This window comes from Pseudoalteromonas sp. S1650 (assembly GCF_005887195.1).
GTDB lineage: Bacteria > Pseudomonadota > Gammaproteobacteria > Enterobacterales > Alteromonadaceae > Pseudoalteromonas > Pseudoalteromonas simplex.
Window position 1 is genome coordinate 16,496 of the sequence record NZ_PNDF01000077.1, and the last position, 16,664, is coordinate 33,159.

Consider the following 16,664-nt stretch of genomic DNA (forward strand, 5'->3'; position numbering starts at 1 on the left):
ATAAATAGTTAAGGAAGATAGTCTTGAAGATTTACAGCTCAACTAAGTTGTTAGTGAAAACATTAATAGTACTTTTGTGCTTTACTCAACATACCTTACAGGCACGAGAATGTAGTGCTATGCCAGAATCTGGCAATGTATACTCTGTAATTAATAGGGGGTCTGGCCTTGCACTTGATGTAAATACCAGTGATTCTAGCTCAGCCCCGAATATTATTAGCTACGAATACTGGGGTGGAAATAACCAAAAGTTTCAGCTTATTCAAGAAGCAGATGGCTATTGGATTATTCGCTCTAAATTTAATAATAAAGTTCTTGATGTGTTGAACTCATCGCAATCAAATGGTGCAAATATAATTGCTTATGATGATTGGCAAGGAGCAAATCAACGTTGGTTGTTAAAAGCATCTTCATCGGGCGGCTTCAATATCGTTAATAAGTTAACAGGTAAATCTTTGACAGTTGCAGGCTCAAATAATACTGCAAATGTTTATCAAAATGATGATGCTGGGATCAGTTCACAAAGATGGTTTATTAACCCTGTAAATGATGATTGTGGAAGCACAGGTACCACTCCCAGTGACTTAATAGGTTTTGCATCTCAAGCAGGCCAAGATGGATTGAGCACAACGACCGGTGGTGGGAATAACACAGCCATCACAGTATATAGCTGTGATGATTTAAGTACGGCGTTGAGTTCTGGCTCTGCTGCGGTTATTCAGGTTCCAGATAACACCGTGATTGATTGTAGAACCGCCAATAGAACGGTGCCAGCTTGCCCACTTGATTGTGGCCAATGGGGTGATTACGGTAAAACTTGGTACAGAATACCTGTTGGTAATCAAAGCTGTAGTGAGTTGGGAAGTAGCTCAAACTCAACCGTGAATGTTACCCGCAATGATAGACGTATCATTGTGCAATCAAATAAAACGCTGCAAGGGTTAGGTAAAAACTCGAAAATAATTGGTGCCAGCCTCGTTATCAGTAATCAACGAAATATTATTATTAAGAACATTATGCTTGAGGATATTAACCCTGCGCTTGTTGAAGCTGGTGATGCTATTTCAATAGATGATAGTAGTCATGTATGGGTTGATCACATGGCATTTAATAAAATAAGTGATGGATATATTGATGTAGACAATAGTCAAAACGTTACTTTAAGTTGGAATCGTTTTTACGGGCATAACACGCAAGTTTGCGCTAACCAGCATTGGTATACTCATTTATTCAGAAACTCTCAAATAACAGCGCATCACAATTTTTGGGATACAGCAGCAGGGCGAAATCCTAAAGTCGATGGCTATAATTCACGTGTGCATATGTTTAATAATTACTGGAAGAACATTACTTACTTCTCAATTAGTGCAGGTAATGGCGCTGAGGTTTTAGTAGAAAACAATTACTTTGAAAATTCAGCAAAACCGCACTGGAATCAAGGCTCGGGTTATTTTAGTGCTTCAGGAAATATTTACACTGGAAGATCAGCAACTGATCAATATCGTGATAGCGGAGCAGCGGTATTTGGTGATGTTCAACTTTACCCATACCGCTTGGATGATCCAAATTCTTTGGGCAGTAAAGTGAATGGCGGAACAGGCCCACAATAAATACTTATTGTGAGTTGGAAAAAGCTCAGCTATTACTAAATAGCTGAGCTTAACGTTTTAAATTGCAACTAAGCTTTGCTCCAGCATCGCTTTAATTTGCTTAACAATTTTAGCTTCTGTCTCGGGCTCAAATTGCTGAATACGTGGGGTGTGAATATGCCCTGTAGGGATGTCTGAATTAAGCTCATCACGCAGTCGAATACTACGATACGAAATTTCATTTGATAAGTAGCCGCCACCACCACCTTTGACAGCAATCGCACCTTCTAATTCTTTAAGAGATTGTGGCTCAAATGCTTTTTCAAGCGTAACGACTTTATGATTGTCGTTGATTGGGAATGGCCCTTTGGCTTTTTGCATCTGCTTAACTGGTAAGCTAAAAGTGACAAACTCATTGCCCGGAAGAGGGCGGTCGTTAAGGCTCGAAATTTTCGGTGCAGTGGCTGTGCCGCCATACACAATATTGGCGTTATCGGGCGCCGTTACACTACGGCGTTTACCCGGGAAGCGTTCAAGATCAAAGTCTTTGCTGCCCATACTGATAGTGGCAATCATATCGACATTGTTAAGTGCGTAATAGGGCGCAAGTAATGATTCGATAATACCTTGGTCAAAGTCTTCGTAGCGTACTGGCACCATTACCGTATTGATCTCAGCGCTAATGCCATTGTAATTAATCACTTGGCCATCAAGTAATAATGCCGCAACACCTGATGGGTTACTTTGATTAATATTTCTATCTAAAAGGAACGGATCAAAACCTGTAATTAAAATGCGTTTATCGGATTTTTTACTGTAATCAAGGTCGGTTCGGCCTCGGCTGCCATTTTCAAGCATGGTTAATAACGCGGTTTGTTCACTGTCGGTCATTGCAAACTGAGGTTTGCTGGTGCGAATAATCTTGCTTGAAAGTAAACGTGCCCAATACAGCTCTCGGTCGTCGAAGCTGTTGGTTTTAATTATACGCGCTTTGGCATCGCGCCATAATTGTTTGGCGTAATCATCAATAAGGTCACTTGCTTGCTGATAACTGGTGGCAGCTTGCCATTGTTTTTCAAATTGATTTACTTCATCAGAAAAAGCACTCAACACCTTTGGCATGGCTTTGCTGGCTTTTTCAATACGCAGTTCCTCAACGGTTAAATTGGCTGCAAATGCAGTAAATGACGAGGCGATTAAGCTAGTGGCAAGTAAAACTTTTTTCATGATTATCCTATTTAGTTACAGCAGGTTTTGTAGGCTTGAGTTAACTATCCTATGGATAAAAGCTGAGCGCAAATAAAATCGCTCAAAACAGAATTAGAGAAATAATGAATGAACAGAGATAGCGCTTTTGCTCAATACTTTACCTCAAAGGAAGGACTTTAAATGTTCGATATGAGTTAATTTATTATTGTTTTTCGATAATTTTTGTTTGTTTTTTAACTTTTTCAGTGCCATAGTAGTTTTTTTACTAGAAGGATCGTGAAAATGAAATTTGGTTCTATAGCAATCGTTTCGCTGATTGTGTTGTTATTAACTGGTTGTACGACAATTAAAGTTGAGGAGTCTCACTTTTTGTATCCGGATAAAAAAATAACGATGCAGGAAATACTAAATGTTGATGCGACAGCCAAAAAGCAAGAAGTTACTTTATCCACCGATGAAGGCATCACTCTTAAAGGCACCCTAATTAAAGTTGCAGATGCACGCGCAACAGTTATTTACTTTGGTGGCAACCAGTTTCGCGTTAGTGCCGCAGGCGGGGATCCTGCCAAGCTACTTTTACCTTTTCAGGTAAATATTCTAATGATGGACCATCGCGGTTATGGGCTGAGTTCTGGAGTACCCAGTGTGGCTAACCTAAAAGCTGATGCATTACTGGTGTTTGATTATGTGAAAGGCAGAGCCGATCTAAGTACTTTGCCTGTGGTGATCCATGGTCATTCTTTAGGAAGTATGATTGCAGGTTATGTTGCCAGTCAGCGCAACGTCGATGCTCTCGTACTCGAAGGCAGTGTGACAAATGTTGAGCAGATGACAGCAGCACGAATTCCGTGGTTTGCTAAACCGTTTGTTAGTGTTGAATTTAGTGAAGAGATTTATCAAGTTGATAATTTAAAAGTATTACAAGTTTACCAAGCACCGCTATTAATAATCACCGGTGAAAAAGACACACAAACGCCACCTGAGTTAGCGGAAGATTTATATCAACATGCAAAATCTCAGCAAAAGCAGCTTTACATTGCAAAAGGTAAGCATCATTCAAATGCGTTGACAGGTAAGCAGTTAGCGACTCACTATGAGCAACTTTTAAAACAAATAACACTGAGTAAATCGTCATGAAAAAAATAGTGTGGATGAGTACGCTGATCCTAAGCTTGCTACTTTTTACGCTTATTAGTTTGTTAGTAACAAGCATTATTGTCCTTTTCAGTGACAGTGATGTGTTAAGTTTTACGCAAAGTAACGGTGCGCATATGTGGATTGGCCTTGAAGTCAGTGGATCTTGGCAAGGAATCGCTCAGACATTGGGTGAGCATGGCTTTGATAGTGTTTTATGGCTGGGTCTTGTGCAATTGCTGCCGTTTTTTCTTATCAATATAATTTTGATTCGGTTATTTCTGCTTTACCGATGTGGATCTTTTTTCACTATTGAAAATATCCAATGTTTTAAATGGTTAGGTGGCGTATTATTAGCGCAATTTGCACTAGTTGTATGCTATCCATCACTACTTATAACTCTTCTTAATTTTGCAACAGGAACTGATATGGGAAGAGTCGTGACGATACAAGATACTGATATTATAGGTTTAGTGGTGGGGTTGATTATTTATGTTATTGGTTGGATTATGGGCCAAGCACAGCAACTACAAGAAGAGCAAGAGTTAGTGATTTAATGGCGATTATTATTGATTTAGATGTTGTGTTAGCTAAGCGAAAAATGAAATCTACAGAATTAGCTGAAGCGATAGGTATTACGCCACAAAACTTATCCGTTCTTAGGGCTGGGCGAGCTAAAGCTGTACGCTTTACAACCTTAGATGCAATTTGTAAGCACTTAGGTTGTCAGCCAGGTGATATTCTGCGTTTTGAAGATGACTAACGCAAAATGAGTTTTGTTTGTTTAGTTTGAGCGTCTTTTAATAACTTGCGGTATTTTGCCGGGGTGACGTGCATTATTGCTTTGAACTCTTTGATTAAATGGGGCTGATCGGTAAAGCCACACTCTACAGCAATATCTGCAAAGCTTTGCTCAGGGTTTTCCTTAATTGCTTGTTTAGCCAGTTTTACTCGGTAAATACGTTCAAAATATTTAGGTGTGACACCACATTGCTCCTTAACCTGCCTTTCAAGCTGACGTTGACTCAGTGGGGCACGCTGATAAGCCGTTTCGAGAGGCGTTAACTCAATGAGATTACGGATTAAATGTTTTGAGTGTTTATTATGTTGATTTAATCTGTGCTGGCTAGTGAAATACGATTTGACCAAGGTCACAAACTTTTCGAGGTTGGCACTCTGTTGCAAGGTTTTTGCTATAGCATTTAATGAGCTCTTTGCGACGATAGGGTGTGCAGAGCGTTCAAGTTCAGGTAATACGGTCGGGTTAAAACGAATACCACAGAACACAGCATTTTCTGAAAAAGTAAGTTTAGAAGCATGTGTAGATGTTTGTTGGAATGCATAAGGGGGGAGCAACTGATGGTCATCAAGCAGTAGCTCACCTGCAACAGGAAATATAACACCTGTAGCTCCGTCACAAGCAAGCCATTGCTCCCCTTGAAAATTCGCCTTGGCAAACCAAATAGCTTGAATACTTTGGGCAATATCACCTTTAGGGGTCATCAGTTCTAAGGTAAGGTGGTTACTCATTAAACTCCACTTCAGGTTTAAACATTTTCACAATACGGTTCCAACTATTAATGGCATTAATAGCGATTGTGAGAGCGACTAACCCTTCGTCTGTAAATTCTTTAACTAGCGATTGGTAGAAAGTATCATCAATTGGCTGTGCTTGTGTCAATTTTTCTGACAAAGTTAGCGCAAGTTGTTCTTGGTTAGTGTAAAAGGGCATATCTTTCCAAGCACATAAACCAATAATACGGTTCGTAGTTTCACCATAGTCTTTTGCTTGTTGTGTGTGCATCGCAATACAAAAAGCACATTGATTAAGTTGCGACACTCTTAATTTAATAAGCTCCCATGTTTTTAAGCTGAAAGTCGTTTCGGCAGCCTGTTTTATAAGTTGCTCTTGTTCCATTAGGTGCTTTATTAGCAGTGGTTGTAAAGAAAAATAGTTAGCTCGTTTCATAAATGATCCTTAAATAATATTTTCAACGAGCTTAGTGCTTATGCATTGTTTAATATTGCAAAAAAACGACATTTTATAGAGTTTCTTAGACACGCCAATTAGCACCTTATTTTGAATCCTGCTATGCTACGCGCATTTGCAACACTGAGTATTTGAGATGATTAACGATAACGATGTAATTGAAACATTAGATGAGTTAGAAACGTTTTTACGCCTAGTTGAAAATGGCGGTTTAGGGCTTGAGAACGTAGCCGGAGTTGCACTTGCTACAAACAATAGTGATGGTCGCCCATTTGTTGCGGTGCTTGATGATAGTCATAAGCTGCTACTGGGTCGTTACGTAAGTAATGATGTTTATGAAAACGGTAAAGATATGATCCGTTATGGGACTAAAAAAGCACATTAGCGTTTTTCTTGTTGATAATGAATTGCTATAGTGGCGGCTCGTTTTCATGATTATCTATTAGTTTTAGTTAGTTTTAAAAGGAAATTTGTTTATGAGGTTTTTAATGTTGGCCTTGGTTGGTTTAGTTTTATCTGGATGCGCAAACTCAGGTAAAGAACAAGCAAGTAACGATGGCTTAATTTGTAAAATGGAAAAACCGACTGGCAGCAATATTGCTACTCGCGTGTGTCGTACACCTGAACAAATTGCTGCTTTGGAAAAAGAAGGTAAGCAAGGGATTCGTGATATTCAAAGAAATAGCACTAATACAATAAAATGAATTAGTGGCTGCAATAAGCTCTATAGTATTTTAGCGTTTCAATGGCCACATGTTAATTGTGGCCATTTTTTTGATTGTATTTTGATATTTTATTTTGTGCGATGACGCTGCTGTACGTCACTTGCAAAATATCCATATAAACAGAACTAAGTTTAATTTTTGCTGGCGTTCTTTTGTATCTAATAACTAATAATGTTAATGGTTTAGCTAATCGTGTAAAGTTCTCTATGAATACTCATTACCAGTTCGCTAGGAATGCATAACTGATTGGCCAATGTGTCTAAGTAGTGTTTAGAAACTGTTTGGTTCAAATCAATTGCACTGGCACTGGCTGCATATACTTCAATACCCATTTGTGCGTTTGGCACAGCGGCAACTAACTCTGATAGTTGCATTGGTTTTCTTAGCTCATCAAACAGCATGGCTTTTTCTTGCACTGACAATTGCATTGTTTCTACTTGTGCGAAGATTTTTTGTCTTTCGGTTTCATCAATGTGGCCATCAGCATAGGCAGCTGCAATCATAGCGCGCATGAGTAATAATTGCCCATCACTGTGATTATCGTCGATTGCATCAGTGAATGACTGCTCGGGCAGCGTGGCGGGGGTAAAATCAAAACCACGAGAACTAGTTTGCTGAACTGGAGCCGCTTTTTGTTCTGAGTATTGTTTATAGGCTTTCCAAGCAAGGCCACCGACAGCAGCAAGCGCACCATATTTTACGGCTTTTTTACTGCTCTTTTTACTTTTTCCGCCCATCAAGCTCGTTAGCCCACCGCCGGCAACACCACCCAAAAAGCCATTCAGCGCGCCTGATTTATTTAAATTACCCACTAATTTTTGTAAGTCTTTCATTGTTCTCTCCTTGCAGATATGTGCCCAGATTAGGTGATTTAAAATCAAAAGGAAACGAGATAAATGTTACAAAACACATCAGTTAACAATTGGTGGTATATTTTTATTGGGTATTCTATCGGCAATATTAAAACCTGCTATTGGGGTGAATAGGGATTAACTTAAGTCAAGAAAGCCAGCAAACTAGCTGGCTATCTATTGGTGAAAATATAAGGTTTAAATTAAGGTAAACGTCCCTTGCATAATTGCGTAGTGACCAGGGTATGAGCAGAAAAATGCATAATTTTCGCCCTCTTTTAAAAGGTTGCTTGCGAAGGTTACGCTGGTTTGTTCGCCACCCCCTATAATTTTAGTTGCAGCAAGTACACGACTATCACCTTCTTTTAGGTAATTTTTGTCAAGCCCTGCGCCCATGCCATCGCTGGCGATATCTGGAATATCTGCTTGTTTAGAAAGCACCCAGTTATGGCCCATGGCATTTTTTGGTAATTTGCCAGTATGTTTTAGTGTTACCGTCACTTCTTTACAGCTTTTTGGGGCAGTTAATGACTTAGTTGAAAACTGCATCATATCGTTTGATTCAATTGTTAGTTCACATTCATTAGCATTTGCTGAAGCTGCAAGAATAAACAAAATAGAGCCTAAAATTTTCTTCATGGTATTCTCCTTAAATGAACATATTTATACAGTGGCACGTGCATCTTTAGTTAGTTGAACAAGTGCTTTTCGTACTGCTTGAGGGTTATCACATACCTCATTAAAAGGGATGTAGTAGTTCTTATTATGGCTTCTGATGTAGCAGCCTTGCGGTAGCAAACCATTCATAACGGGTGCTGTGTCGTCAACGTGGTAGTGATGGTTTAGAATTAAGGACATTGCATCTTTGTGGTCTTCGTTCATATGATTGATCATATGCAGCTCTTGGTTGTCATCCCATGCTTTTTCTGATGTAAGCCATTCATCTTTTTCAATCCAAAAAATCTTGCCAAAGCCGCCTATATAGCGAATGCGAACAGGGTCTAATTGCCATAAGTTAAAGTCATGAGCGCTACGATAAGAGTCAGCTTCTGGGTATAAAGCAATATATTTGTTGAGTAATACTTCAGCATGTTCTGCTGGAACTAATGAGCCATCACCCACGATGGTTACTCGACCATGTTCGTTTTGATCGCCTGTTTGCGCTGCATCAAATATTGTTAGACTCATGCGCTTGTCGTGAACTAGGTTTTTAGTGTGTTGAGCAATATCGCTGATAAAAAAATACAGTTTTCCTTGCTCATCACACATGTAAGGAGTTACAGAGCCAAATGGATAGCCGCGTAAATTATATGAAAGGGTAGACATTACTCCGCTATTTTTTTTGTATACCAATTGCTTGGCGTCGTTGACGGCTTGTGTTCTCATGAAAACTCCTGACGTTGAGAATAAATCATTGGGGCGTCATGCAGTGGATGTGACTTAACATACAAAGGCATGGCGTAAATGTGTTTTAAATTATGTTCAGTGAGGACATCTGATGTTCTGCCAGACGCCAAAATGTGTTTTTGATGCAACATAATAATGTCGCTGGTATAAAGACTTGCTAAATTTAAGTCGTGGATTGCAATAATGGCGGCATTGCCTTGCTCAACAAACTTGTTAACACAACCCAATAAAGCATGCTGGTGGCGCATATCGAGCGCTGAAGTTGGCTCATCTAATAACATGAGCTTCGGCTGAGCATCATCACTAAATGCATCGAGTTGCGCTAAACAACGTGCCATACTCACTCGTTGTAACTCGCCGCCCGATAAAGCCGTGGCACGACGATCTCTCAAGTGTCCCAGCTCCATAAAATCAATGTATTGAGCTACTTTTTTAGCACAGTGCTGCGTTGTTTCTTTGTAAGGGTAGCGCCCCATTGCAACAAGCTCTTGCACTGTGAATGCAAAACCTAGCTGCTGAGACTGCATAACAACGGCACGTTGATGGGCCAGTTTAGCTTGGCTAAATTTTGCTAAGGGGTGGTTGTGGAGCAGTATTTCACCTTGATAAGGATGACTTCCGGCTAGAGTGTGGAGCAAGGTCGATTTTCCAGCTCCATTTTCACCAATTAAGCCCACACATTGACCTGCTTTAATCTCACCAGTTAAATCTTGCAAGATGGCTTTTTCGCCGTAATTAACACTTAAGTTATTAAAACTAAGCAATTGCGCCTCCTTGCTTACTTTTTAAAATAAGGTAGATAAACAAAGGCGCACCAAGTAGGGCGGTGATTATCCCAATAGGAAGTTCTGCTGGCATGACTAATGTGCGTGCGAGCCAATCAGAGAGTAATAAAACGATAATGCCAAGCAACATACACAAAGGCATCATAACCCGTAAATGGGGACCCACCATAAGCCTTGCAATATGCGGAACAACCAAACCAACAAACCCGATTAAGCCTGTCATTGCGACACTTGCTCCCACACCTAATGCAACTAAAATAATGATTTGAAATTTAAGAGTCTGCGTGTTTATTCCTAAATACTGAGCTTGTGATTCACCTAGCAGCAAACAATTCATAGGTTCTTTTAAATACCACAGGCCAATTGCACTGATAAGTAACAGTGGTAATGCTTGATTTAAATTAGTCCACGTAGCACCGCCAAGTGAGCCCATAGTCCAATAGTTTATTAACCTCAGCGCACTGTCATCAGCATAAAAACTTAATAACCCTATTAATGCAAAGGCAAGAGCGTTTACTGCTACACCGACCAAAATCAAGGTCGTCACATTAACTTGACCGGCCTGTTTAGCGATAAGGTAAACAAAAAGCGTGACAGCCAATGCACCTAAAAATGCGGCATAAGGTAAATATTTATCGGCTTGAAAATCAAATTTCGCACCCAGTGCGATAAATGCCACTGCAATAACTGCAGCGCCTGAACTAATACCAATAATAGATGGGTCGGCAAGTGGATTACGGCACAGGGCTTGAGTTGCCGTGCCAGTTTGAGCCAGCACTAAACCAATCATTACTGCTAACATAAAACGTGGTAAACGAATTTGCGTAACAACATTAATTTGTAACGGGTCAAACTGTGTAAAGTGCTCTGGCGCAAGCCAAGCAATAGCTAAACGCCAGTCCCAGCCGGCGGGGCCAAAACCAATACTTAGTAAAGATAAGGCGGCAATACTCAGAACGCAAAGGACTATCCATTTATTAGGAAAAAGCCTTGTTCTTAGCTCTATTGGTAAAGTAATTGAACCGTTCATAGCTTATTGCGATATTCACTAACTTGCTCAATGGCAATCGCTATTCTTGGTGTTAACCCCAATGATAATAAACTATCCATAACCAGTAACTTACAGTTTTGTGCTGCTTTTAATAAAGATAAAGCGGGCAGCTTACAAAATGCATCTTTACCACCTAATGAGTAAACGACATGAGCAGGTGCAATAATAAAATCGGGTTGCTCTACGGCAAGGATCTCTCTATTTAATGGTTTAAAGCCTGAGTGAGTCTGCGCTAAGTTTTTAATTCCAGTATATTCAAACAACATTTGCGGCACGGTATCAGTACCGGCAGCAACTAAGCCTCTATCATTGGCCGATAATAGAAAAAGTGCTTTTTTACCAGTAAGCGAAGATTTTTCAGGTAAGCTATTTTGGATTTTTTGATTTAAAGCACGTGCTTGCTCTTGCGCACCTAATTCATTACCTAAATTAGTAATTAAGCTATTTAGCTCACTGATAGAGTCTGGCTTAGGGTAGGTTTTTAACGTTACACCAGTCGAACTGATTTGTTTCAATACTTCAGGTCTGCCAGTTCCTTCAAGTGCAAAAAGTGCCGTTGGGCGTAAAGAAAGTACACCTTCCGCAGCAAGATCGCGGTAATACCCAACCTGAGGTAACTCTGTGGCCGCTTTTGGATACATACTCGATTGATCAACACCTACTAGCTCTTGCTGCTGACCTAACGCGAATATAATTTCTGTTAATGTTCCTCCGGCACTTACTATTCGTTGCTCAGCGAAGACTGAGCTTGAAAGCAGTAATAACATGACGCTTAAGTATTTCATATTTGCACTCACTTGAATGATAGTAGCCCTATTATAATTAATTAAATGCAAATGAAAATAGTTATCACAATCAATATGTGTTTGAGGGTGTAACTTCGTAGTTCAACTCTTTGTGCTAGTCTTGTTGGATGAAATTTAGATTATACTCGATCATCTATTACTTTGAGGGCGGGAGGCTTGCATGAGGCGTTTTTATGAAACAGAACGAACTTTAATGGATTATCGAGAAAGAGAAAAAAGCCGTTGGCTTAGGATGCTTTTTATTACTGTGATTAGTATTGCAATTTCTTTACTGATTACTTTCTTGATTCTTCTTGCTACAGGGACAGAAATGATGCCTATCATTTTTATTATAGCGACAATTGCTCCTGCAGTTACTGCACCAATCGTTTCATGGTCTATTAGTGGTTTGATGATTAAAGTTCAAAAATTAGAGGAAACACATCGAAAACTAGCAATGTATGATCATTTAACAGGATTGCTATCTCGTCGAGAGTTTCTAGCTCAAGGGAATGAACTATTGCAAATGTGTCAAAGTAATAATCAACCAGTTGTATTTGCTTATTTAGACTTAGATCACTTCAAAAAAATTAATGATACATACGGTCATGCTGCTGGAGATGAGGTATTGGTAAGTTTTGCAAACCTAGTCAAGAAAACTTTAAGGCAAGAGGATTTACTAGGTCGTTTAGGGGGCGAAGAGTTTGCTCTAATTTTGGTAAACACGCGAGTGGTAGAGGCAAAACAGAAGCTAGAATTGCTCCGTAAATCTGTCGCAAAGATGACAATTAATTACGCTGAGCAACCGCTAAAGATTACAGTTAGTTTAGGGGTAGCTGATTGGGACCGTCCTCATAAAGAAAACTTAATATCGTTAATGAAAAGAGCTGATAATGCACTTTATAGTGCTAAATCATCTGGGCGAAACCAGCTTGCATTTGCCAAGCTATTTTAATGGCTTGCTCCATAAAAACACTGATATATTGTTTGTTTTTGAAACATCTAAATTCTTTAAATAATTTTATTTTTTAAGTAGGGCGCATGTTACGATTTTTTTCTATAGACCAAGGTGTGATCACAGAAACAGAGCCAGCTGCTGATATGCCTCTTGCAACCGCTATTAAGAATGCCCATTGGATTGATACTATAAATCCGACTGAAGAAGAACGACAAGCGCTGGCAAGCACCCTTAATATCACCTTACCCGGCGCTGATGATGTTGAAGAAATCGAGGCCTCTTCCCGTTGCTTTATCGACCATGAAGGCTTGCATGTGCATGCGCTTTTCATGTCACCAAACGAAGGGCGCTTTAATACGGTAACCGTAGCTTGTTTGTTACAAGACAACTGTTTGCTGACAATCCGCGATGATGAACTAGCCGATTTTCGTCTATTACGACTACGTGCTCGGAAAGGGCAAGTGGCGTGTGATAATCCAAAGCAACTTTTGGTGACTTTATTTGACCAAAAAGTCGAAAACCACGCTGATATGCTTGAAGACATGCATCATCAGTTAGAAAAACTCAGTGCCTATGTACTTGAAGAGGATGACTCTGACTTAGAAGAAGCCGTTGGCCGAATTTCTCGCCTTGAAGATAATAACGGTAAGGTGCGTTTATGTTTGATGGATACGCGCCGGAATATTTCGTTTTTACTGCGCCACCTAGGAGCGCCGACAGAAGACCGCGAATCACTACGTGAAATTGTACTCGATATTGATACCCTTATGTCTCACTGTACATTTTTGTTTGATAAGGTGAATTTCTTAATGGACTCGACTCAGGGTTTTATTAACATCGAACAAAACCAAATTATCAAAACCTTCTCTATTGCCTCAGTGGTGTTTTTACCTCCAACCGTTGTCGCCAGTATCTATGGGATGAATTTTAACAGTATGCCTGAACTGCAATGGGCATGGGGTTACCCGTTTGCAATTGGCATTATGTTGCTGTCTGGCTTTGCACCTTACTTGTTCTTTAAACATAAAGGTTGGTTGTAACAAAGCATAAAAAAGCCCAGCAAATGCTGGGCAAGGGGTCTTCGGATAGACCTAGGGGGTTTAACCTTTCAATTCGCCGGTAGACGATTCAATATGCGCACGAACAAACCATTGGAATTGTTCTAAATCAGCCAGTTGGCCGGTGATCATATCTTCAGAAACTGGGTCTAGCTCACCAAGCTTTTCGATAGCAGCACGGTGATCTTTATTAACACCGTTATACACTTTATCAAGCGCTGTTAGGTGGTCAGTAACTAAGCCTTTACCAATTGAATAATCTTGCCAAGTACGGCGTTCTACAATTGATTGAGGTGTGCCAACAGGTACACCGCCCATGGTTGCAATACGCTCTGCAATCGTGTCAGTCATCTCTTGCACTGCGCTTACTTGTGGGTCTAACATTTCGTGTACACCAATAAAATTAGGACCAACAACATTCCAATGAATGTGTTTTAAAGTGAGGTGTAAATCGATTAAAGCGACCATGCGTTGGTCTAGAATAGCAATCGTGTCCGCTGCAGCTTGGTCTTTAACACCCGGTGCTGTAAATTCTGCGATTTTTGATGATGAATTACTCATTACTCCTCCGAGATTATCTGTAAATTTCCTTTCGCTTTTAATCTAAAAAGCATGTGTAATTACACAGAAGCAAGCGTTGTGCCTAATAATTATTAAATTATAAAATATTGAATTTAAAGGTTTAATTTAATTTAAGTCTTGAGGTGGGGTGATTCTAGCTAAGAAGAAGTATGAAAACTCTGCACACCTTCTGTAAAAAATTCAGTGTGCAGATACAAAGTTACGACTTAAGAAAGTAAAGCCGCCGCTAAACGAACAAAATCAGATGAGGTTAGAATGCCCACTAGGTTGTTATCTTTATCAACCACAGGCATGCAGCCATGACGGTTTTCAACAAAAAACTTAGCAACTTCGTGTAGCGGTTGCTCTGGCGAGATACTGGTAAAATCGGTAGCCATAATATCAACCACTTTAGTTTGCTTTTCCTTGCGTTCAAGGGCGCTGGCACTGTAATTAGCCATGATATTCATTACCTGAGCAATCATGATTTTTTGCGTTAACATGCCAACCAAACCACCATGCTCATTGATCACAGGGATATGACGAACATTTTTCTCTTTCATTAGATTATGAGCATCATGCAGGGTATTTTGCGCGCTAATAGCAAATGGGTCTGGCGTCATTAAATCACTAACTAGGTGTGTCATGGCTACATCCTTACAATTAATCAAGTTGTGGTAAGTTTAGCGCTTATCTAGTTAATTTCACTTAAGTGAGATCAAAGTATTAGTGATTAACGGTGTAATTACTTATGCAGTTCAGCCGTAGGTAAAAAGATGTAATGAGGATAATTTTTACCTTAAATATTAATTTTATGAATTATTAGCTTGTTCAATTAGCGTATAAGCATCATGCGCTTTTTCACTTGGTTTTATGCCTTTTCCTAAAATGATTGTTAATTGTATGACGATTGTGCGCTCTAATAACGTTGACTCATGCCGTGCTGGCGAAGTTTGACTTGTGCAGGTTAATAAACCGCAGTGTGCTCTTTGCTCAAAACGTGGTTTGTTAGTGGGCTTGGTGCGTTCAACATCAACTGCCTGCTCGGCAACGAGAAACCAGTCATAACCGGTGTCTATCGTAATGTTGGCGGCTTGCAGCATACTTTGCTCAAGCGCTGAGCGCTTTGAACCGTGACGAGTCTCGTATCGAAGGATATATTGATTATCTGCAAGCTGCTTAGTTGTTAGGCCAGGAATATTTTTATCATTCGAATGTTGGCTGCTGGTGCAGCCAATTAATACAATGGCAATATAAGCTAATAATACGTGTTTCATGATTGTCTCGCTTATTGCCAATGGCTAGTCAGTGCTTGTTGTTCGGCGTTACGATCTAACGGTTGGCCTTGAATGTGCTCGTCGATGTAACTATCAAGCGCAGGTGTTTTAGTTGCTAAGCGATAGCTTTGGCTTGACATTGCGCGTTGCTCGCTCGATGCATGAAGCTGCCAAATTCCTTGTTGTTTACAAGCAATATGTGTTTGCTGGGTAGTTTTAGAATACAGCGTGTATTGGCGGCAAAAATCGCCATTAGTATTAACAAAGCTAAGCTGTGCAGTTAGGCTTCTGTTTGTATCTAATAGTGTGTTGTCGCCACTCAGTTGTTGATCTAATGCGTTGGCAATGGGTTGTTCCAAACCTTGTTGTTGAACAAAGCTAGCAATAGCGACTGTAAAAAGCACCGCAATACTTGCTGCAACGGCCATTTGTTTGCGACCAGCTAGTTTAATTTGCTGCCATTTGGATAGCGAAACGACATTCTCTTTATTATGTTGCTCGATTGTTTGTGCAAGTTCATCAGACAAGGGCATTGCATCAATCTGTGCTGCGTGTTGTTTAACTAGCATGTCAACTTCAGATAGTTCAGCTAGGCGTAAAGCGAGTTGCTCATCTTCAGCAATTGCATTACGTATTGCGTCCATTTCGTTTGCTGGTAATTCATTGTCTAAAAAAGCACTGAGTGTTTGGTCATCAATCTTCATGCGTTTTCCTTAGTGAAATCAGGCTTAATTAATTGATAAAGTGCAGCTCTGGCTCGTGACAATTTACTCATCACGGTGCCAACAGGTATCTCGAGGGTGTGTGCAACATCTTTGTAAGCCATACCTTGCACTGCTACGAGGGATACAATAGCGCGCTGTTCATCTGGCAAGCTTGTTAAAGCGTTATTTACTCGTTGTAAAGTCTCTTGGGTAGCGAAACTCTCTTGTTCATCGTCACAGACGGGTTCTTGAAGTTCAGTATTTTGAACTGCCTTTAAGCGCACTTTTTGCGAGCGGTATTCGTCGATCCAAACATTGCGACAGATCTTGAAAGCCCATTTTAGTGGTTCAATATCATCGGGCATGCCTTTTTGTAAAAGTTTCTCGATGGTCATTTGTACAATATCATCGGCATCTGCTTGATTGCCGGTAAGCGAAAATGCAAAACGTCGCAGCGCTGGTAATAAACTGGTTACTGTATTTGTCATAGTTTCCCTTATTGGTTAGGGCAAGGGCCGATTAATGAAATAACTCATCAATGATTCAGCCAACTCACACTACTATAACGAGCAAGAAAAAG

The 16,664-nt window shown here is 40.0% G+C and carries 22 protein-coding genes; 8 read left to right on the forward strand and 14 right to left on the reverse strand.

What is annotated here, in order from left to right; genetic code table 11:
- Nucleotides 1-23 precede the first annotated feature (23 nt).
- The gene (locus CWB80_RS19000) at nucleotides 24-1,610 is read left to right on the forward strand and encodes an RICIN domain-containing protein (RefSeq protein ID WP_138599879.1); all 1,587 of its coding nucleotides are present in this window, start codon (nucleotides 24-26) and stop codon (nucleotides 1,608-1,610) included.
- Between the two features lie 57 nt (nucleotides 1,611-1,667).
- Here the strand turns inward: CWB80_RS19000 and CWB80_RS19005 are convergent, their stop codons facing one another.
- A complete protein-coding gene (locus CWB80_RS19005) occupies nucleotides 1,668-2,816 on the reverse strand; it encodes a PA0049 C-terminal domain-containing protein (protein WP_138599880.1) in 1,149 nt (382 codons plus the stop codon).
- A 264-nt stretch (nucleotides 2,817-3,080) separates the two neighbouring features.
- Here CWB80_RS19005 and CWB80_RS19010 point away from each other — a divergent pair, with 264 nt between their 5' ends.
- Genes CWB80_RS19010 through CWB80_RS19020 form a run of 3 tightly spaced genes read left to right on the forward strand, consistent with a single transcriptional unit; the run spans nucleotide 3,081 to nucleotide 4,695 of the window.
- Nucleotides 3,081-3,935 carry an alpha/beta hydrolase gene (locus tag CWB80_RS19010; protein ID WP_249362654.1) on the forward strand — a complete coding sequence of 285 codons (855 nt, stop codon included), beginning with the start codon at nucleotides 3,081-3,083 and terminating at the stop codon, nucleotides 3,933-3,935.
- Nucleotides 3,932-4,489, forward strand: coding sequence for a DUF2975 domain-containing protein (locus CWB80_RS19015; RefSeq protein ID WP_138599882.1), 558 nt, complete (start codon nucleotides 3,932-3,934; stop codon nucleotides 4,487-4,489). The genes CWB80_RS19010 and CWB80_RS19015 overlap by 4 nt, the downstream gene beginning before the upstream one ends.
- Nucleotides 4,489-4,695, forward strand: a complete 207-nt coding sequence (locus tag CWB80_RS19020) for a helix-turn-helix domain-containing protein (RefSeq protein WP_054551900.1) — start codon at nucleotides 4,489-4,491, stop codon at nucleotides 4,693-4,695. The genes CWB80_RS19015 and CWB80_RS19020 overlap by 1 nt, the downstream gene beginning before the upstream one ends.
- Here CWB80_RS19020 and CWB80_RS19025 read toward each other — a convergent pair.
- Nucleotides 4,692-5,462, reverse strand: coding sequence for an AraC family transcriptional regulator (locus CWB80_RS19025; RefSeq protein WP_054551899.1), 771 nt, complete (start codon nucleotides 5,460-5,462; stop codon nucleotides 4,692-4,694). The genes CWB80_RS19020 and CWB80_RS19025 overlap by 4 nt on opposite strands.
- A complete protein-coding gene (locus CWB80_RS19030; RefSeq protein ID WP_138599883.1) occupies nucleotides 5,455-5,901 on the reverse strand; it encodes a carboxymuconolactone decarboxylase family protein in 447 nt (148 codons plus the stop codon). Before CWB80_RS19030 ends, CWB80_RS19025 begins: the two co-directional genes overlap by 8 nt.
- A gap of 157 nt (nucleotides 5,902-6,058) precedes the next feature.
- Here CWB80_RS19030 and CWB80_RS19035 point away from each other — a divergent pair, with 157 nt between their 5' ends.
- Both CWB80_RS19035 and CWB80_RS19040 read left to right on the forward strand, forming a co-directional pair.
- Complete coding sequence (locus tag CWB80_RS19035) at nucleotides 6,059-6,307, forward strand: hypothetical protein (protein WP_054551897.1); 249 nt, start codon at nucleotides 6,059-6,061, stop codon at nucleotides 6,305-6,307.
- 91 nt (nucleotides 6,308-6,398) lie between these two features.
- On the forward strand, nucleotides 6,399-6,626 hold the full coding sequence (locus CWB80_RS19040; RefSeq protein ID WP_054551896.1) for a hypothetical protein: 228 nt from the start codon (nucleotides 6,399-6,401) through the stop codon (nucleotides 6,624-6,626).
- A gap of 203 nt (nucleotides 6,627-6,829) precedes the next feature.
- Here CWB80_RS19040 and CWB80_RS19045 read toward each other — a convergent pair whose 3' ends face one another.
- The 6 genes from CWB80_RS19045 to CWB80_RS19070 all read right to left on the reverse strand — a co-directional run bounded on the left by CWB80_RS19045 (nucleotide 6,830) and on the right by CWB80_RS19070 (nucleotide 11,526).
- Nucleotides 6,830-7,480, reverse strand: coding sequence for a tellurite resistance TerB family protein (locus CWB80_RS19045; protein WP_138599884.1), 651 nt, complete (start codon nucleotides 7,478-7,480; stop codon nucleotides 6,830-6,832).
- A 216-nt stretch (nucleotides 7,481-7,696) separates the two neighbouring features.
- Nucleotides 7,697-8,137: an azurin gene (gene azu / locus CWB80_RS19050; RefSeq protein ID WP_054551894.1), complete on the reverse strand. Its 441-nt coding sequence runs from the start codon at nucleotides 8,135-8,137 to the stop codon at nucleotides 7,697-7,699.
- A 24-nt stretch (nucleotides 8,138-8,161) separates the two neighbouring features.
- Nucleotides 8,162-8,884: a HugZ family pyridoxamine 5'-phosphate oxidase gene (locus CWB80_RS19055; RefSeq protein WP_138599885.1), complete on the reverse strand. Its 723-nt coding sequence runs from the start codon at nucleotides 8,882-8,884 to the stop codon at nucleotides 8,162-8,164.
- Entirely contained in the window at nucleotides 8,881-9,669 is a 789-nt protein-coding gene (locus CWB80_RS19060) for a heme ABC transporter ATP-binding protein (RefSeq protein WP_138599886.1), read from the reverse strand. Before CWB80_RS19060 ends, CWB80_RS19055 begins: the two co-directional genes overlap by 4 nt.
- Nucleotides 9,662-10,720, reverse strand: coding sequence for a FecCD family ABC transporter permease (locus CWB80_RS19065; RefSeq protein WP_138599887.1), 1,059 nt, complete (start codon nucleotides 10,718-10,720; stop codon nucleotides 9,662-9,664). The genes CWB80_RS19060 and CWB80_RS19065 overlap by 8 nt, the downstream gene beginning before the upstream one ends.
- Nucleotides 10,717-11,526 carry a heme/hemin ABC transporter substrate-binding protein gene (locus CWB80_RS19070; protein WP_054551890.1) on the reverse strand — a complete coding sequence of 270 codons (810 nt, stop codon included), beginning with the start codon at nucleotides 11,524-11,526 and terminating at the stop codon, nucleotides 10,717-10,719. The genes CWB80_RS19065 and CWB80_RS19070 overlap by 4 nt, the downstream gene beginning before the upstream one ends.
- Nucleotides 11,527-11,707: 181 nt before the next feature.
- Here CWB80_RS19070 and CWB80_RS19075 point away from each other — a divergent pair, with 181 nt between their 5' ends.
- Both CWB80_RS19075 and corA read left to right on the forward strand, forming a co-directional pair.
- Nucleotides 11,708-12,481, forward strand: coding sequence for a GGDEF domain-containing protein (locus CWB80_RS19075; protein WP_138599888.1), 774 nt, complete (start codon nucleotides 11,708-11,710; stop codon nucleotides 12,479-12,481).
- 86 nt (nucleotides 12,482-12,567) lie between these two features.
- Nucleotides 12,568-13,524: a magnesium/cobalt transporter CorA gene (corA, locus tag CWB80_RS19080; protein ID WP_138599889.1), complete on the forward strand. Its 957-nt coding sequence runs from the start codon at nucleotides 12,568-12,570 to the stop codon at nucleotides 13,522-13,524.
- 60 nt (nucleotides 13,525-13,584) lie between these two features.
- Here corA and dps read toward each other — a convergent pair whose 3' ends face one another.
- The 5 genes from dps to CWB80_RS19105 all read right to left on the reverse strand — a co-directional run bounded on the left by dps (nucleotide 13,585) and on the right by CWB80_RS19105 (nucleotide 16,572).
- The gene (dps, locus tag CWB80_RS19085) at nucleotides 13,585-14,103 is read right to left on the reverse strand and encodes a DNA starvation/stationary phase protection protein Dps (protein WP_058585578.1); all 519 of its coding nucleotides are present in this window, start codon (nucleotides 14,101-14,103) and stop codon (nucleotides 13,585-13,587) included.
- A 227-nt stretch (nucleotides 14,104-14,330) separates the two neighbouring features.
- Complete coding sequence (locus CWB80_RS19090) at nucleotides 14,331-14,750, reverse strand: CBS domain-containing protein (protein ID WP_054551886.1); 420 nt, start codon at nucleotides 14,748-14,750, stop codon at nucleotides 14,331-14,333.
- A 165-nt stretch (nucleotides 14,751-14,915) separates the two neighbouring features.
- Nucleotides 14,916-15,380 carry a CC0125/CC1285 family lipoprotein gene (locus CWB80_RS19095; RefSeq protein ID WP_138599890.1) on the reverse strand — a complete coding sequence of 155 codons (465 nt, stop codon included), beginning with the start codon at nucleotides 15,378-15,380 and terminating at the stop codon, nucleotides 14,916-14,918.
- A gap of 11 nt (nucleotides 15,381-15,391) precedes the next feature.
- Nucleotides 15,392-16,084, reverse strand: coding sequence for an RT0821/Lpp0805 family surface protein (locus CWB80_RS19100; RefSeq protein ID WP_138599891.1), 693 nt, complete (start codon nucleotides 16,082-16,084; stop codon nucleotides 15,392-15,394).
- On the reverse strand, nucleotides 16,081-16,572 hold the full coding sequence (locus CWB80_RS19105; RefSeq protein ID WP_063700442.1) for an RNA polymerase sigma factor: 492 nt from the start codon (nucleotides 16,570-16,572) through the stop codon (nucleotides 16,081-16,083). The genes CWB80_RS19100 and CWB80_RS19105 overlap by 4 nt, the downstream gene beginning before the upstream one ends.
- Between the last annotated feature and the right edge of the window lie 92 nt (nucleotides 16,573-16,664).

What these genes read in the sequence shown, in the direction of transcription:
- CWB80_RS19005 (WP_138599880.1), bottom strand. Translation starts at nt 2,816, where the DNA reads ATGAAAAAAGTTTTACTTGCCACTAGCTTAATCGCCTCGTCATTTACT.
- CWB80_RS19010 (WP_249362654.1), top strand. Translation starts at nt 3,081, where the DNA reads ATGAAATTTGGTTCTATAGCAATCGTTTCGCTGATTGTGTTGTTATTA.
- CWB80_RS19015 (WP_138599882.1), top strand. Translation starts at nt 3,932, where the DNA reads ATGAAAAAAATAGTGTGGATGAGTACGCTGATCCTAAGCTTGCTACTT.
- CWB80_RS19020 (WP_054551900.1), top strand. Translation starts at nt 4,489, where the DNA reads ATGGCGATTATTATTGATTTAGATGTTGTGTTAGCTAAGCGAAAAATG.
- CWB80_RS19025 (WP_054551899.1), bottom strand. Translation starts at nt 5,462, where the DNA reads ATGAGTAACCACCTTACCTTAGAACTGATGACCCCTAAAGGTGATATT.
- CWB80_RS19030 (WP_138599883.1), bottom strand. Translation starts at nt 5,901, where the DNA reads ATGAAACGAGCTAACTATTTTTCTTTACAACCACTGCTAATAAAGCAC.
- CWB80_RS19035 (WP_054551897.1), top strand. Translation starts at nt 6,059, where the DNA reads ATGATTAACGATAACGATGTAATTGAAACATTAGATGAGTTAGAAACG.
- CWB80_RS19040 (WP_054551896.1), top strand. Translation starts at nt 6,399, where the DNA reads ATGAGGTTTTTAATGTTGGCCTTGGTTGGTTTAGTTTTATCTGGATGC.
- CWB80_RS19045 (WP_138599884.1), bottom strand. Translation starts at nt 7,480, where the DNA reads ATGAAAGACTTACAAAAATTAGTGGGTAATTTAAATAAATCAGGCGCG.
- azu (WP_054551894.1), bottom strand. Translation starts at nt 8,137, where the DNA reads ATGAAGAAAATTTTAGGCTCTATTTTGTTTATTCTTGCAGCTTCAGCA.
- CWB80_RS19055 (WP_138599885.1), bottom strand. Translation starts at nt 8,884, where the DNA reads ATGAGAACACAAGCCGTCAACGACGCCAAGCAATTGGTATACAAAAAA.
- CWB80_RS19065 (WP_138599887.1), bottom strand. Translation starts at nt 10,720, where the DNA reads ATGAACGGTTCAATTACTTTACCAATAGAGCTAAGAACAAGGCTTTTT.
- CWB80_RS19070 (WP_054551890.1), bottom strand. Translation starts at nt 11,526, where the DNA reads ATGAAATACTTAAGCGTCATGTTATTACTGCTTTCAAGCTCAGTCTTC.
- CWB80_RS19075 (WP_138599888.1), top strand. Translation starts at nt 11,708, where the DNA reads ATGAGGCGTTTTTATGAAACAGAACGAACTTTAATGGATTATCGAGAA.
- corA (WP_138599889.1), top strand. Translation starts at nt 12,568, where the DNA reads ATGTTACGATTTTTTTCTATAGACCAAGGTGTGATCACAGAAACAGAG.
- dps (WP_058585578.1), bottom strand. Translation starts at nt 14,103, where the DNA reads ATGAGTAATTCATCATCAAAAATCGCAGAATTTACAGCACCGGGTGTT.
- CWB80_RS19090 (WP_054551886.1), bottom strand. Translation starts at nt 14,750, where the DNA reads ATGACACACCTAGTTAGTGATTTAATGACGCCAGACCCATTTGCTATT.
- CWB80_RS19095 (WP_138599890.1), bottom strand. Translation starts at nt 15,380, where the DNA reads ATGAAACACGTATTATTAGCTTATATTGCCATTGTATTAATTGGCTGC.
- CWB80_RS19100 (WP_138599891.1), bottom strand. Translation starts at nt 16,084, where the DNA reads ATGAAGATTGATGACCAAACACTCAGTGCTTTTTTAGACAATGAATTA.
- CWB80_RS19105 (WP_063700442.1), bottom strand. Translation starts at nt 16,572, where the DNA reads ATGACAAATACAGTAACCAGTTTATTACCAGCGCTGCGACGTTTTGCA.